This window comes from Pseudomonas sp. NPDC088414 (genome assembly GCF_044753325.1).
Classification (GTDB): domain Bacteria; phylum Pseudomonadota; class Gammaproteobacteria; order Pseudomonadales; family Pseudomonadaceae; genus Aquipseudomonas.
In genome coordinates, this window is sequence record NZ_JBIVMY010000019.1 from 93397 (window position 1) to 107075 (window position 13679).

Annotated in this window: 16 protein-coding genes; 7 read left to right on the forward strand and 9 right to left on the reverse strand. The window is 61.9% G+C overall.

Annotated elements, in window-relative coordinates; translation table 11 throughout:
• Window positions 1-117: 117 nt before the first annotated feature.
• On the reverse strand, window positions 118-939 hold the full coding sequence (gene aroE / locus ACIP8I_RS17340; RefSeq protein WP_400762626.1) for a shikimate dehydrogenase: 822 nt from the start codon (window positions 937-939) through the stop codon (window positions 118-120).
• A gap of 9 nt (window positions 940-948) precedes the next feature.
• Window positions 949-1863, reverse strand: a complete 915-nt coding sequence (hemF, locus tag ACIP8I_RS17345) for an oxygen-dependent coproporphyrinogen oxidase (RefSeq protein ID WP_367082233.1) — start codon at window positions 1861-1863, stop codon at window positions 949-951.
• 163 nt (window positions 1864-2026) lie between these two features.
• On the opposite strand from hemF, the gene ACIP8I_RS17350 reads away from it, so the two are divergent.
• Window positions 2027-3004 (forward strand): quinone oxidoreductase, encoded by a 978-nt coding sequence (locus ACIP8I_RS17350; protein WP_367082232.1) that lies wholly within the window; start codon window positions 2027-2029, stop codon window positions 3002-3004.
• Between the two features lie 65 nt (window positions 3005-3069).
• Here ACIP8I_RS17350 and ACIP8I_RS17355 read toward each other — a convergent pair whose 3' ends face one another.
• From ACIP8I_RS17355 to ACIP8I_RS17370, 4 genes are all read right to left on the reverse strand, one after another.
• Complete coding sequence (locus tag ACIP8I_RS17355) at window positions 3070-3741, reverse strand: hypothetical protein (protein ID WP_400762629.1); 672 nt, start codon at window positions 3739-3741, stop codon at window positions 3070-3072.
• Window positions 3742-3979: 238 nt separating this feature from the next.
• Complete coding sequence (locus tag ACIP8I_RS17360) at window positions 3980-4537, reverse strand: L-threonylcarbamoyladenylate synthase (RefSeq protein ID WP_007962683.1); 558 nt, start codon at window positions 4535-4537, stop codon at window positions 3980-3982.
• Window positions 4538-4592: 55 nt separating this feature from the next.
• Entirely contained in the window at window positions 4593-5690 is a 1098-nt protein-coding gene (gene dprA / locus ACIP8I_RS17365) for a DNA-processing protein DprA (protein ID WP_400762630.1), read from the reverse strand.
• Window positions 5691-5772: 82 nt separating this feature from the next.
• Window positions 5773-6798: a LysM domain-containing protein gene (locus ACIP8I_RS17370; protein WP_329696861.1), complete on the reverse strand. Its 1026-nt coding sequence runs from the start codon at window positions 6796-6798 to the stop codon at window positions 5773-5775.
• Window positions 6799-6957: 159 nt separating this feature from the next.
• Between ACIP8I_RS17370 and def the strand changes: the two genes are divergently transcribed.
• The 5 genes from def to ACIP8I_RS17395 all read left to right on the forward strand — a co-directional run bounded on the left by def (window position 6958) and on the right by ACIP8I_RS17395 (window position 11669).
• Entirely contained in the window at window positions 6958-7464 is a 507-nt protein-coding gene (gene def, locus ACIP8I_RS17375; RefSeq protein ID WP_027610272.1) for a peptide deformylase, read from the forward strand.
• Window positions 7465-7521: 57 nt separating this feature from the next.
• Window positions 7522-8481: a methionyl-tRNA formyltransferase gene (gene fmt / locus ACIP8I_RS17380; protein ID WP_400762632.1), complete on the forward strand. Its 960-nt coding sequence runs from the start codon at window positions 7522-7524 to the stop codon at window positions 8479-8481.
• Window positions 8478-9788: a 16S rRNA (cytosine(967)-C(5))-methyltransferase RsmB gene (gene rsmB, locus ACIP8I_RS17385; protein ID WP_400762634.1), complete on the forward strand. Its 1311-nt coding sequence runs from the start codon at window positions 8478-8480 to the stop codon at window positions 9786-9788. Before fmt ends, rsmB begins: the two co-directional genes overlap by 4 nt.
• A 22-nt stretch (window positions 9789-9810) precedes the next feature.
• Window positions 9811-11187, forward strand: a complete 1377-nt coding sequence (trkA, locus tag ACIP8I_RS17390) for a Trk system potassium transporter TrkA (protein ID WP_400762636.1) — start codon at window positions 9811-9813, stop codon at window positions 11185-11187.
• Between the two features lie 167 nt (window positions 11188-11354).
• A complete protein-coding gene (locus ACIP8I_RS17395) occupies window positions 11355-11669 on the forward strand; it encodes a tetratricopeptide repeat protein (RefSeq protein WP_007960748.1) in 315 nt (104 codons plus the stop codon).
• Between the two features lies 1 nt (window position 11670).
• Here ACIP8I_RS17395 and ACIP8I_RS17400 read toward each other — a convergent pair whose 3' ends face one another.
• The 3 genes from ACIP8I_RS17400 to ACIP8I_RS17410 all read right to left on the reverse strand — a co-directional run bounded on the left by ACIP8I_RS17400 (window position 11671) and on the right by ACIP8I_RS17410 (window position 13505).
• A complete protein-coding gene (locus ACIP8I_RS17400) occupies window positions 11671-11910 on the reverse strand; it encodes a PilZ domain-containing protein (RefSeq protein ID WP_400762637.1) in 240 nt (79 codons plus the stop codon).
• A gap of 109 nt (window positions 11911-12019) precedes the next feature.
• A complete protein-coding gene (locus ACIP8I_RS17405) occupies window positions 12020-12907 on the reverse strand; it encodes a lysophospholipid acyltransferase (protein WP_003220227.1) in 888 nt (295 codons plus the stop codon).
• A 40-nt stretch (window positions 12908-12947) separates the two neighbouring features.
• Window positions 12948-13505 (reverse strand): DNA-3-methyladenine glycosylase I, encoded by a 558-nt coding sequence (locus tag ACIP8I_RS17410; protein WP_400762639.1) that lies wholly within the window; start codon window positions 13503-13505, stop codon window positions 12948-12950.
• Between the two features lie 81 nt (window positions 13506-13586).
• Here ACIP8I_RS17410 and ACIP8I_RS17415 point away from each other — a divergent pair.
• Window positions 13587-13679: hypothetical protein (locus tag ACIP8I_RS17415; RefSeq protein ID WP_400762642.1), on the forward strand; the 93-nt coding region annotated here is incomplete at its 3' end.

A 13679-nucleotide genomic window follows, 5' to 3' on the forward strand; every position in this document is an offset into this window, starting at 1 on the left:
CCATTCCAGACTTCTGTGGCGAGGGAGCTTGCTCCCGCTGGCTGCGCAGCAGCCCAAACCCAACTGCGGGCGCTTCGCACCCGAGCGGGAGCAAGCTCCCTCGCCACAAAGGCTCTTTTATTGCGCCAATTGGCGACGCAGCTCGGCCAGCACCGGCGCCGTATCCGGACGCACCCCGCGCCACAGGAAAAACGCCTCGGCCGCCTGCTCGGCCAGCATCCCCAGACCATCCATCGACACCGCCGCGCCATGCTCGCTGGCCCAGCGGCAGAACGCAGTCGGTTCCTTGCCGTACATCATGTCGTAGCACAGGGTCTGGCCCGGCTCGATCAAGCTCGCTGCAATCGGCGGCACGTCGCCGGTGAGGCTGGCGGAGGTGGCGTTGATGATCACGTCCACCGGCTCCTGCAACCAATCGAAACCGCTGGCCGACACCGGCCCCAGATCACAGAACAACTCGGCCAGCAGCTCGGCCTTGTCCACCGTGCGGTTGGCGATGATCACCGACGCCGGCTTCTCGGCCAGCAACGGCTCCAGCGCGCCACGCACCGCGCCGCCGGCGCCAAGCAGCAGAATGCGTTTGCCGGTCAGGCTGAACCCGGCATTCACCGTCAGGTCACGCACCAACCCGGCGCCGTCGGTGTTGTCGCCGAGCAATGAGCTGTCGGCCAGTTTGCTCAAGGTGTTCACCGCACCGGCCCGCTGTGCCCGGGCGGTCAGGCTGTTCGCCAGGCGATAGGCTTCTTCCTTGAACGGCACAGTGACATTGGCGCCGCGACCGTCCTGGAAGAACGCCATGGCGCAGGCGCTGAAGTCGTCAAGCGGCGCCAGCAAGGTGCTGTAGTCGAGGCGCTGACCGGTCTGCTCGGCGAACAGTTTATGAATCATCGGCGACTTGCTGTGGCCGATCGGGTTACCGAAAACGACGTAACGATCCATCAGCAGTCCTCAGGCCTGAGCCAGCCAGTCACGGTCTTGCAGGAAGTAGTCGGTCAGGCGCGCTTCTTCGCTGCCGGGCTCGGCTTTGAAGTCATAGGCCCAGCGCACTTGCGGCGGCAACGACATGAGGATCGACTCGGTACGCCCGCCCGATTGCAGGCCGAACAGGGTGCCACGGTCGTAGACCAGGTTGAACTCGACGTAGCGGCCACGGCGGAATTCCTGAAATTCACGCTGTTTGGCGGTGAACGCCTCGTGCTTGCGGCGTTGCACGATCGGCAGGTAAGCGTCGATGTAGGCGTCGCCGATGGCACGCATGAAGGCGAAACTGGTGTCGAAGTCCCACTCGTTCAGGTCATCGAAAAACAGCCCGCCAATACCGCGCGGTTCGTGGCGATGCTTGATGTGGAAATAGGTGTCGCACCACGCTTTGTAACGCGGATAGACGTCCGCACCGAACGGCGCGCAGGCCTGCTCGGCGACGCGGTGCCAGTGGATGCAGTCTTCTTCGTTGCCGTAATACGGGGTCAGGTCGAAGCCACCGCCGAACCACCAGACCGGCTCTTCACCTTCCTTTTCGGCGATGAAAAAGCGCACGTTGGCGTGGGACGTCGGCACATGCGGGTTGTGCGGATGAATCACCAGCGACACGCCGAGGGCTTCAAAGCCACGACCGGCCAGTTCCGGACGGTGGGCACTGGCCGACGGCGGCAGACCACTGCCGAATACGTGGGAAAAGTTGACGCCGCCCTTTTCGATCACCGTACCGTTCTCGATTACGCGGGTACGACCGCCACCACCGGCAGGCCGGCTCCAGGCGTCTTCGACGAAGCGCGTGCCGCCATCCTCGGTTTCCAGCGCGGCGCAGATGCGGTCTTGCAAGTCGAGCAGATAGGCCTTTACGGCATCGGTGCGGGTCGTCATGGCTTCACCTTGAATCGGGCATAACTACGCGGGCGCCCCGCAGGCAGGGGGCGGCGCAAATGGGCGCGTAGCATAACACCGCAAACCTGCGCGCCGCAGTTGACGAAGATCAAGCAGGGGAGTTGGATAGGGGGCTTACAAACGACCCAAGGAGAGCAGGCAGATGGCAAAGCGTATCCAGTTCCGCGCCCACGGCGGTCCCGAAGTACTCGAGTTTGTTGACTACGAACCCGCCGCGCCCGGCCCGAATCAGGTGCGGGTGGCGAACAAGGCGATCGGCCTGAACTTCATCGACACCTATTTCCGCAGCGGTCTGTATGCCCCGCCAGCCTTGCCGTCCGGCCTCGGCGCGGAAGGCGCCGGTATCGTCGATGCGGTGGGCAGCGACGTTACCCGGTTCAAGGTTGGTGATCGCGTGGCATATGGCAGCGGCCCGCTGGGTGCCTACAGCCAGTTGCACGTGCTGCCCGAAGCCAATCTGGTAAAACTGCCGGACGAGATCAGTTTCGAGACCGCAGCCGGGGTCATGCTCAAGGGCCTCACTGTGCAGTACCTGCTGCGCCAGACTTATGAACTCAAGGGTGGCGAAACCATTCTGTTCCACGCCGCTGCAGGGGGTGTCGGTTCGCTGGCCTGCCAATGGGCCAAGGCGCTGGACGTCAAGCTGATCGGCACGGTCAGTTCGAAGGAGAAAGCCGAACTGGCCAAGGCCAACGGCGCCTGGGCAACCATCGATTACAGCCACGAAAACGTGGCAGAGCGGGTGCTGGAGCTGACCGACGGCAAGAAAGTCCCGGTGGTGTATGACGGCGTCGGCAAGGACACCTGGCTGACCTCGCTCGATAGCGTTTCGCCGCGTGGGCTGGTGGTGAGTTTCGGCAACGCCTCCGGTGCGGTGGACGGGGTGAATCTGGGAATTCTCTCAGCCAAGGGCTCGCTGTACGTAACTCGACCAACCCTGGCGACCTACGCCAACAACGCCGAGAACCTGCAGCGCATGGCTGACGAGCTGTTCGAGATGATCATCAGCGGCAAGCTCAAGGTAGACATCAGCCAGCGCTATCCACTGGCTGATGCGGCGAAGGCGCAGACCGAATTGTCGGCCCGGCGTACCACCGGCTCGACCATTCTTTTGCCCTGACAAACCTTCGACGTCTTGCCAGTCAGGGTTGCAAACCCACGGCTGGCAAGTCAGTTCGAACGCGTTCAGCACCTCGGCAGATGACACTCCAACGGTTTTTGCACCACGTGGCCAACCGCCGGATCAGGCTGCTGGACCGCCGCGAGGATTTGTCGCCACTCGGCTGACAACACCCAGTAATCGCCACGTGCGCACTGGTCGATATGCAGGGCATTGGAAGCGATCGGCATCAGGCCGAAGCGCTGGTAGAAGCGCAGCTGTTGCGATCTGCACAACGCGGTTACCCCGTTATAACCGCGTTTAATGGCCCACTCGGTAGCGGCCGCCAGCAGACCGTTGACCGCGATGGGCAACTGATTGGGCGTGTACGACATCAATCGACTGAATTCGACATGGCGCGACAGCGCTACTGTGGGAGAAACGTGTTGCTGCGCCAGCGATACCCACTCGAACGGTGCCGGAGTCGCTCTCAATACCGCCAACAGTTGATCGTGCCGATACAGCAGGAAATGGGTACTGCGCGACTTTATCGCCAGTCTGGTTTCGAGCATCCGCGCCCGTGAAGTCAGCATGTAATGCTGCAACCGAAGCCGAAATTGCCGATCGATAAACCGGTCGAACTCCTGAGTATCCGCCCCTGCCTCAAGCATCACGATGCGACAACCCTCATGGTGACTCTTCAACGTCACCTGAAGCGCCTGCAGGTAATCCGTGAGTTGCAAATTGGTAGTGTCCATTCTTTCTCCGCAGACCTTAACTTATCGAAGTGTTTCGAGTGCAGGGAAAGGATGGTTGCTTTTGCCGATTCCGCCACGCCAGAAAGTCTGATAATCAAGTGGGAAAAGCCAATGAATCCGGGGACTTGGCGACTTTTCCGACACAGAGACTGGCGTCATTGCAGGATAAATCGCTGGCGCGCGTAGTCCTCCTCACCATCAAGGCGAGGAAGACTCGGTAAAGGTTTTCGACGCAGGATCAGTCGGGACGAATGACCTTGCCGGTTGCCAGATCGCGGATCACGCTGGGGTTCTTGCGCCCGCCCAGTTGCCCGCCAAGGATCAGGTCGATCTGCCCACGGAAATACTGCTCGACACGCAACCGCGTGCGCGCCGCCGGCCGCCCCTGCGGGTTGGCCGAGGTCGAGATCAGCGGCCCGACCATCGAGCACAGATCCCGCACCTGCGGGTGATCGCTGACCCGCAGCGCCACCGTGTCATGTACGCCCGTCACCCATTCCGGCAACAGGTTCTGATGCGGCACCAGCCAGGTATTCGGCCCCGGCCACGTGCTGGCCATGCGGTCGATCCACTCTTGCGGGAAGTCTTCGAACAGGAAATCGAACTGGCGGATGTTGTCGGCGACCAGGATCAGGCCCTTGTCTACCGAACGGTTCTTGATCGCCAGCAGCCGATCCACTGCCTCTTCGTTCCACGGGTCGCAACCCAGCCCCCAGACGGCTTCGGTTGGATAGGCAATCACCGCCCCGGCGCGAATCTCTCGTGCGGCTTGTTGCACACGCCAACTGTTGACCATGAAAAAACTCTCCGCAAACAGGTTTTGCGCAGTTTACCGATCTTCCCTGTAAAACCTAGCGTGTCCTCGCCAGCCAGCGACCGTTTTCGCACACTGCGCGGCCGTCCATTTCCAGTTCGGTGAGCGCGACCAGCACTTTGGGCAACGCCCAGCCGCTGCTCTCGACCAAGGCTTCGCTGGTGTGCGGTGCGGCGTGCAGCAGATCAAGCAAGGGATGCGCGGCATCCGGCGGGTCTGTGGCTAACGGTAAATGCTGCCAGCCGCGCAAGGCTTCGAGAATGTGTTCGATGGTTTCCACCAGCACCGCACCGTCGCGGATCAACTGATGGCAGCCACGTGCTCCGGGGTGATGGATCGAACCGGGAATCGCATACACCTCGCGACCCTGTTCCGCCGCCAGCCGGGCGGTGATCAGTGAACCGCTGGCGACACTCGCCTCGACCACCAGCACGCCAAGGGACAAACCGCTGATGATCCGGTTGCGTCGCGGGAAGTTGCTGGCCGTCGGCCCGGCGTCCAGTGGAAACTCCGAAAGCACCGCACTGCCGGAGGCGATCATGGCATCGGCCAAGCGCCGATTGCGCTGTGGATAAAAATTTTCCAGGCCAGTGCCGAGTACGCCAACGGTTTGCCCGCCGACGTCCAGCGCTGCTTGATGGGCCGCCGCATCGATGCCTAGCGCCAAGCCACTGGTGATGACAAAACCGGCCCCGGCGAGGCTGCGGGAAAACGCTGCGGCGGTGTCCATTCCCGGACGCGAAGCACGGCGACTGCCGACCATCGCCAACTGTGGTTTTTCCAGAATCATCGGGTCGCCGGCCACGAACAACAGCGGTGGCGGGTCGGGAATCTGCGCCAGCAGCGCGGGGTAATCCGCTTGATCCCACATCAGCAAATGCTGCTGCGGGTGCTCTAGCCAGCGCATCGCATGGCTGGCGCCATCGCGCACTTCGGGGCTGCGCCGCGCCTCGGCCGATGCCGCCGGCAATCCCAGCGCACGCCAGGCACTGGCCGGGGCACTGATGGCTTTGGACGCCGAGCCGAAGGCTTCGAGCAATTTGGCAAAACGTTTCGGGCCGATTTCCGGCAAGCGGTGCAGGCGCAACCGCGCTTCCAGTTCCGCAGGGGAAACCGGCGTACAGGCAGACAGCATTGTGGATCATCCTTGATCGTTACAAGTCCCGAACCATTCGGAACAAGCTGTGGATAACTCTGTTGGTAACTTGTTAAGCCTGCTAAGGATTTCGCACCTTGTCGAGCACCGCCAGCGAGCGCGACGCATTGAGGACGAGGCCGTAACTGAGTTTGTCGTAAGTGCGGAACACCATCAGCAACCCGGCCCGTTCGTCAGGAATTTTCAGCGGCTGCCCGGTGATCCGGTCGCGCACGGTTTCCCCGGTCTTCATCACCACCAGCACGTTGCCTTCAGCGAGGCCGTCGCGCTTGCCTTTGTTCAGGGTGACCACGTCCATTACGCCGATCTGCGTGACGCCGCGCGGCACGTCGATGATCAGGCCGTTGATGGTGCTGGCCGGGGCGCTGGGCATGAAGGTCGAGTTGATCGAACGCTCTTCGCCGCTGAACAAACGATCGCCGAGGCGTACTTCCTGGGTGGTGCGTTGCAGGGCGAGGGTGGCGACGTCGCCTTCGGTGGCGACGATTTCACCGCCGCCGATGTCGTCGGCGTTGATCCCCAGGAATTCCTTGGTCTGCGGGTCGGTGTAGACCTTGCCCTGGCGGAAGATGCCGTACACCGGTTGATTCGGGTCGAAGTGGCCGCGAGCGAAGATCCGGTCGCCGGTGCCGCTGAGCACACGCTCGGCATCGCCGGCGACGATGTACGGCGCCTTGTCGAAGTCCTCGACCTTGTCGACGATGCGATTGCTCAGCAGGAAACTGTTGATCGACTTCAGCGGAATGCTCGGAATCGCCTCGGCCACCGGGCTGGTACGGATGCGTGGCGACAGCTTGATGGTGCCCCGTGACTCGCCGCGATTGAGGGTCAGTTGCGGCTGGCCGTTGACGTAACTGAGCGTCAGCGTGTCACCGGGGTAGATCAGGTTGGGGTTTTCAATTTGCGGATTGGCCCGCCACAGCTGTGGCCATTGCCAGGGCTCGCGCAGGTATTTGCCGGAAATGTCCCAGAGTGTGTCCCCTGAAACCACCGTGTATTGCTGTGGAAAACCATCCCTGAGTTGCACTTGCCCTTGCGCAGCCGTGGCCGAAGCCAGAAGCAGCAGGGCGAGTAGTGTTTTCCTCATGCAGCGAATCCCTTTATCATGTGCGTTCGCGTGAACCGTCAGAGCCCCCGTGGCTCGCTGGTGCAAATTGCATTGGCTACGCTTCACAACGGTAGCCTGCATCTTCGGACCTGCCAGGCCATCGACCCGACTTTACTCAATACGTGCAGCAATCAGCCTATGGCCATTTTAAACATCCTCGAATTCCCGGACCCGCGTCTGCGTACTATCGCCAAGCCTGTGGCTGTAGTGGACGACGAAGTGCGTCAGTTGGTCGATGACATGTTTGAAACAATGTATGAAGCGCCGGGCATCGGCCTTGCCGCGACCCAGGTCAACGTGCACAAACGTATCGTCGTGATGGACCTTTCCGAAGACCGCACCGAACCCCGGGTGTTCATCAACCCCGAGTTCGAATCGCTGACCGACGAGATGGATCAGTATCAGGAAGGCTGCCTGTCGGTGCCGGGTTTCTACGAAAACGTCGACCGCCCGCAGAAGGTCAAGATCAAGGCGCTGGACCGCGATGGCCAGCCTTACGAACTGATCGCCGAAGGCCTGCTCGCGGTGTGCATCCAGCACGAATGCGATCACCTCAACGGCAAGTTGTTCGTCGATTACCTGTCCACGCTCAAACGCGACCGGATCAAGAAGAAACTGGAAAAGCTCCACCGCCAGAACGCTTGATGCCCCTCTTCAAAGGCTTGCTGCGGCAAGCCTTTTTCTTTTTATGAGATTCCCTTCATGACTGAGCCACTGCGCATCGTTTTTGCCGGCACCCCCGAGTTCGCCGCCGAACACCTCAAGGCCCTGCTGAACAGCCCTTACGAGATCGTTGCGGTCTACACCCAACCGGATCGTCCGGCCGGTCGCGGGCAAAAACTGATGCCGAGCCCGGTCAAACAGTTGGCCCTGGAAAATAATATCCAGGTGTTGCAGCCGCCGACCCTGCGCAACGCTGATGCTCAGGCTGAACTCGCCGCATTGAAGCCGGATTTGATGGTGGTGGTCGCCTACGGCCTGATTCTGCCGCAAGCGGTGCTCGATATTCCGCGTCTGGGCTGCATCAACAGTCACGCCTCCTTGCTGCCACGCTGGCGCGGTGCGGCGCCGATCCAGCGCGCCGTGGAACACGGTGACGCCGAAAGCGGCGTGACCGTGATGCGCATGGAAGCCGGCCTCGATACCGGGCCGATGCTGCTCAAGGTCGTGACCCCGATCAGCGCCGCCGACACCGGTGGCACGCTGCACGACCGCCTCGCCGAAATGGGCCCGCCCGCCGTGGTTCAGGCAATTGCCGGCCTGGCCGCCGGGACCCTCGAAGGCGAAGTGCAGAACGACGAGCTCGCCACCTACGCCCACAAACTCAACAAGGACGAAGCACGCCTCGACTGGCGCCGTCCGGCGGTTGAGCTGGAGCGTCTGGTCCGTGCGTTCAATCCATGGCCGATTACCCACAGCACCCTCAATGGTGAAGCGCTGAAAGTGCTGGCCGCAACGCTGGCTGACGGCAAAGGCGCACCGGGTGAAATCCTCAGCGCCAGCAAGGACGGTCTGATCGTCGCCTGCGGTGAGCAGGCACTGTGCCTGACCCGTATGCAACTGCCCGGCGGCAAGGCGCTGAACTTCAGCGACCTGTTCAACAGCCGCCGCGAGAAATTCGCCGTCGGCACCGTGCTCGGCGCCGTGGTGGACGCGCAATGAACCCGCGTCTGGCCGCCGCCAAGGCACTCGCCGCCGTGCTCAGCGGCAAGGCGTCGCTCAACAGTTCCCTGCCGACGCAACTGGACAAGGTCGAAGACCGCGATCGCGGCTTCACCCAGGATCTGGCGTTCGGCACCGCGCGCTGGCAGCCACGGCTGTCGGCATTGGCGGAAAAGCTGTTGCAGAAACCGTTCAAGGCTGCCGACGCCGATGTCGAGGCGCTGCTGCTGGTCGGTCTCTATCAACTGCTCTACACCCGCGTACCGCCGCACGCGGCCATCGGCGAAACCGTCGGTTGCGCCGATAAGCTGAAAAAGCCCTGGGCCAAAGGTTTGCTCAACGCCGTGCTGCGCAACGCCCAGCGTGAAAGCGAGACGATTTTCGCCGAGCTTGAGCGCGATCCGGTGGTGCGCACCGCCCACCCGCGCTGGCTGCAAAAATCCCTGAAAGCTTTCTGGCCGGAACAATGGGAAGCGATCTGCGCCGCGAATAACGCCCATCCGCCGATGATCCTGCGGGTCAACCGCCGTCATCACAGCCGCGACGCCTACCTCGGTTTGCTTAGCAACGCCGGCATCGCTGCCACGCCGTGTGTTTACAGCCGCGACGGCATCGTCCTCGAAGCCGCCACCGACGTGCGCAGCCTGCCGGGTTTTGCCGAAGGCTGGATCAGCGTGCAGGACGAAGCGGCGCAACTGGCCGCCGACCTGCTCGATCTGGCTCCGGGTCAGCGAGTGCTCGACGCCTGCTGCGCCCCTGGCGGCAAGACCTGCCACATCCTTGAAGCCGAACCGGCGCTGGCCGGCGTGGTGGCGGTGGATCTGGAAGCCAAGCGTCTGGTGCGGGTAAAGGAGAACCTTGCGCGGCTGGGCCTGAGCGCCGAACTGATCGCCGCCGACGGCCGCGATACCGCCGCGTGGTGGGACGGCAAGCCGTTCCAGCGCATCCTGCTCGACGCGCCATGCTCGGCAACCGGGGTAATCCGCCGCCACCCGGACATCAAGCTGACCCGTCAGGCCGACGACATCGCCGCCCTCGCGCAACTGCAAGGCGAACTGCTTGACGCCCTGTGGAAAACCCTTGAAGTCGGCGGCATCCTGCTCTACGCCACCTGCTCGACCCTGCCCACCGAGAACACCGAAGTCATTGCCGCGTTCCTTGAGCGCACGCCCGGTGCCCGCGAGCTGGATCTGGCCACCACGGCCGGGATCAAACAGCCCCATGGTCGCCAATTGCTGGCCCAGCAGGGCGGGCATGACGGGTTCTACTACGCCAAGCTGATCAAGATCGCTGCCGCGTGCGGCTAAACGGATTCAATGGAGTGACTGGATGAAAATCATCATCCTCGGTGCGGGGCAGGTCGGCGGTTCGCTGGCTGAACACCTGGCGAGCGAAGCCAACGACATCACCGTGGTCGACACCGACGGCGAACGCCTGCGCGACCTCGGCGACCGTCTCGACATCCGCACCATTCAGGGCCGCGGCTCGCTGCCGTCGGTGCTGCGTCAGGCTGGCGCCGACGATGCCGACATGCTGGTGGCGGTGACCAACAGTGACGAGACCAACATGGTCGCCTGTCAGGTCGCGCACACCCTGTTTCACACCCCGACCAAGATCGCCCGGGTGCGCGAAGCGTCCTACCTCAATCGCGAAGAACAGCTGTTCCAGAACGAAGCGATTCCGGTCGACGTGCTGATCAGCCCCGAGCAGGTGGTGACCAACTACATCAAGCGCCTGATCCAGCATCCGGGCGCGCTGCAAGTGATCGACTTCGCCGAAGGCCAGGCGCAACTGGTGGCGGTGCGCGCCTATTACGGCGGGCCGCTGGTGGGTCAGCAACTGCGCCAGTTGCGCGAACACATGCCGAATGTCGAAACCCGCGTGGCCGCGATTTTCCGCCGCGACCGGCCGATCCTGCCCCAGGGCGATACGGTGATCGAGGCTGACGACGAAGTCTTCTTCATCGCCGCCCGTGAGAATATTCGCGCAGTGATGAGCGAAATGCGCCGTCTCGACGAAACCTACAAACGTATCGTGATTGCCGGTGGCGGGCAGATCGGTGAGCGCCTGGCCGAGGCCATCGAAAGCCGTTATCAGGTGAAGATCATCGAGATGAACCCGGCACGCTGCCGCTATCTTTCCGACACCCTCGACAGCACCGTGGTGCTGCAGGGCAGCGCCTCGGACCGTGATCTGCTGCTGGAAGAGAACATTGCCGACGCCGACATCTTCCTCGCGCTGACCAACGATGACGAAGCCAACATCATGTCGTCGCTGCTGGCCAAGCGTCTGGGCGCGAAGAAGGTGATGACGATCATCAACAACCCGGCTTACGTCGATCTGATCCAGGGCGGCGACATCGACATTGCCATCAGCCCGCAACTGGCGACCATCGGCACCTTGCTCGCTCACGTACGGCGTGGCGATATCGTCAGCGTGCACTCACTGCGCCGGGGCGCGGCGGAGGCCATCGAGGCGATTGCCCACGGTGATGCGAAGTCGAGCAAGGTCATCGGCCGGCCGATCGAGAAAATCGGCCTGCCACCGGGCAGCACGATTGGCGCGGTCATCCGTAACGAAGAAGTGATCATCGCCCACGACGATACGGTGATCGAAACCGGCGACCATGTGATTCTGTTCCTTGTGGATAAAAAGCATATCCGTGATGTTGAGAAGCTGTTTCATGTGGGTCTCAGCTTTTTCTGATCCTGAATGAGCGGTGCCTTCATTGGCCCCATCGCTGGCAAGCCAGCTCCCACAGGTTTTTCGGTTGTTCACAAATGTGATGTGCACCCGAGATCCTTGTGGGAGCTGGCTTGCCAGCGATGGCGGCACCGCAGATCTTTCTGACGCACTAGAAAAGGACTCCACCAATGCTCGAATCCCTGGAAAAAATGCTCGCCAAGGGTGTGGATAACTCACTGCTGCGCTTCGGTCTGGGCAAGGGTTATCTGGATCTGGGGGAGAACGCCAAGGCCGCCGAGCATTTCCAGCGCTGTGTCGGCTTTGACCCGAAGTACTCGGCAGCGTGGAAGCTATTGGGCAAGGCGCAACTGGCATTGGGCGAACATGCCGCCGCCCGGCAAGCGTGGGAACAGGGACTGGAGGCCGCCCGCGCCCATGGCGACAAGCAGGCTGAAAAGGAAATGACGGTGTTTCTGAAGAAGCTCGACCGTCAGGCGCAATAAGCTAGAGATAACGCAGGCCGATGCCCTCGGCATCTACCGTCACCACTTCCATCCGCACCCGTGGCGCGGCGGTGGGTAAATCCTGGACCTGGCCATAAATCACCGCACCCTTGGGCAATGACGCCAGGCGCGGATGCTGCACATACACGCCGGTGGCCGAGAGGTTGCGCGTCTGCCCCAGACATTCGCCGAAGCTGTCGTGGGTGATCTTGATGCGGAAGGATTTGCGTTGTTCGGACATCTTTGTGCGCCCTTGAGTGAACGAGGTTGTGGATAAGCCGGAGAGCAAGATCAAAAGATCACAGCCTTCGGCAGTTCCTACAGGTTATCCACAGAGTGTGCCAACTTGCTCAGTACCAGCGCGCTTCGCCCGGTGGACGTTTTTTGAAGCGTTTCATGCTCCACATGTATTGGCTTGGATAGGCGGCAACGTAGCGTTCGACCACTTTGCTCATGGCCGCGCAGGATTCCTCGGTATCGGTGCTGTACATGGCCTCGGGTGCCGCTTCGAGGATCACTTTGTAGCCCGAACCGTCCGGCAGGCGCAGGGCATGCAGGAACACCCCGACCGCTTTGCCGCCGGCGAGCATGTTCGGCACGAATTTGCTGGTCAGTGCCTGAGTGGCGAAGAACGGCACGAAGATCCCGGCGGATTCGGCCGGTTCCGGGTCAGCGGGAATGCCGACTGCACCACCTTTGCGCACTTCCTTGATGACGCTGAGAATGCCTTCCTTGGTGGAAGCGGCGACCTTGTTGCCCAGTTGCACGCGCTGCTTGCGCAGCAACTCATCCACAGCCTTGAGCTTCGGCGGGCGGTAGAAAATGATCGGTTTGCACTGGCTGCAATAGAAGTGGTTGAGCACTTCCCAGTTGCCCAGGTGACTGGTGATGCCGACCACGCCTTTGCCCGAGGCCAGCGCCTCCTTGAGGATGTCCAGGCCTTCGACTTCGCGCACCAGATCGATCGAGCGCTGCGCCGGCCAGATCCAGGCGCAGGCGCTTTCGGTGAGGGATTTGCCGATGTCTTTCAGACTCTGGCCGACCAGACGCTCACGTTCAGCCGGGTCCATCTGTGGAAAACATTTGGCAAGGTTGATCCGCACCACGTCGCGGGAGCGGTTGGGGGTTTTCCACATGATCCAGCCGATCGCCGAACCCACGGCCTGCACGGCCCGCCATGGCAGCAGGGCAAACAGCCGCAGAGCGCCTACCAGCAAGGCGCCTTTAAACTTTTCCACAGGTCACTCCTGATCTTGTGCGGTGCGCGAGGCGGCCATTCTAACCGCCGTTGGCGAGCTGCGCGTAGCGGTCACAGTCCTGAGTGTGATCCATGACCATGCCCGAGGCCTGCATCAGTGCGTAGCAAATGGTCGGGCCGACGAAGGTGAAACCGGCCTTTTTCAGGGCCTTGCTCATCGCCAGCGCTTCGGGAGTGATCGCCGGGACTTCGCTGCGGTCCTTGAAATGGTTGATGATCGGTTGGCCGCCGACGAACGACCAGAGGAAGGTCACCGGGTCTTCCAGCGCCAGCCAGGCCTGGGCATTGCGCCGGGCGGCATTGAGTTTGAGGCGGTTGCGGATGATGCCGGGATCGAGCATCAGTTCGTCGATTTCGGCGTCGCTCATCTGCGCCACACGCTGCACGTCGAAGCCGTACAACACCTCGCGGTAGCGCTCGCGTTTGCGCAGCACGGTGATCCAAGACAGCCCGGCCTGGAACCCTTCGAGCAAAAGCAACTCGAACAAACCCTGCGCATCGCGTAGCGGCGTGCCCCACTCCTGATCGTGATAAGCCATGTACAGCGGATCTTCGGTACACCAAAAGCAGCGTGGCATAAGGCTCCAGGGGGCGTGCGCAGCAACGAATCGGGTATACTCCCGCTCTTTAAATCGCAGCCCAAGAAACAGGTGAATTTCGTGAGCCAGCCTACGCCAGCCGTGCGTACCTTCCAAGACTTGATCCTCGCGCTCCAGCAATACTGGGCCGAGCAAGGTTGTGTGGTACTTCAG

Bases quoted from the DNA above. Each gene is read 5' to 3' on its own strand.
- aroE (WP_400762626.1), bottom strand. From the start codon at position 939: ATGGATCGTTACGTCGTTTTCGGTAACCCGATCGGCCACAGCAAGTCG.
- hemF (WP_367082233.1), bottom strand. From the start codon at position 1,863: ATGACGACCCGCACCGATGCCGTAAAGGCCTATCTGCTCGACTTGCAA.
- ACIP8I_RS17350 (WP_367082232.1), top strand. From the start codon at position 2,027: ATGGCAAAGCGTATCCAGTTCCGCGCCCACGGCGGTCCCGAAGTACTC.
- ACIP8I_RS17355 (WP_400762629.1), bottom strand. From the start codon at position 3,741: ATGGACACTACCAATTTGCAACTCACGGATTACCTGCAGGCGCTTCAG.
- ACIP8I_RS17360 (WP_007962683.1), bottom strand. From the start codon at position 4,537: ATGGTCAACAGTTGGCGTGTGCAACAAGCCGCACGAGAGATTCGCGCC.
- dprA (WP_400762630.1), bottom strand. From the start codon at position 5,690: ATGCTGTCTGCCTGTACGCCGGTTTCCCCTGCGGAACTGGAAGCGCGG.
- ACIP8I_RS17370 (WP_329696861.1), bottom strand. From the start codon at position 6,798: ATGAGGAAAACACTACTCGCCCTGCTGCTTCTGGCTTCGGCCACGGCT.
- def (WP_027610272.1), top strand. From the start codon at position 6,958: ATGGCCATTTTAAACATCCTCGAATTCCCGGACCCGCGTCTGCGTACT.
- fmt (WP_400762632.1), top strand. From the start codon at position 7,522: ATGACTGAGCCACTGCGCATCGTTTTTGCCGGCACCCCCGAGTTCGCC.
- rsmB (WP_400762634.1), top strand. From the start codon at position 8,478: ATGAACCCGCGTCTGGCCGCCGCCAAGGCACTCGCCGCCGTGCTCAGC.
- trkA (WP_400762636.1), top strand. From the start codon at position 9,811: ATGAAAATCATCATCCTCGGTGCGGGGCAGGTCGGCGGTTCGCTGGCT.
- ACIP8I_RS17395 (WP_007960748.1), top strand. From the start codon at position 11,355: ATGCTCGAATCCCTGGAAAAAATGCTCGCCAAGGGTGTGGATAACTCA.
- ACIP8I_RS17400 (WP_400762637.1), bottom strand. From the start codon at position 11,910: ATGTCCGAACAACGCAAATCCTTCCGCATCAAGATCACCCACGACAGC.
- ACIP8I_RS17410 (WP_400762639.1), bottom strand. From the start codon at position 13,505: ATGCCACGCTGCTTTTGGTGTACCGAAGATCCGCTGTACATGGCTTAT.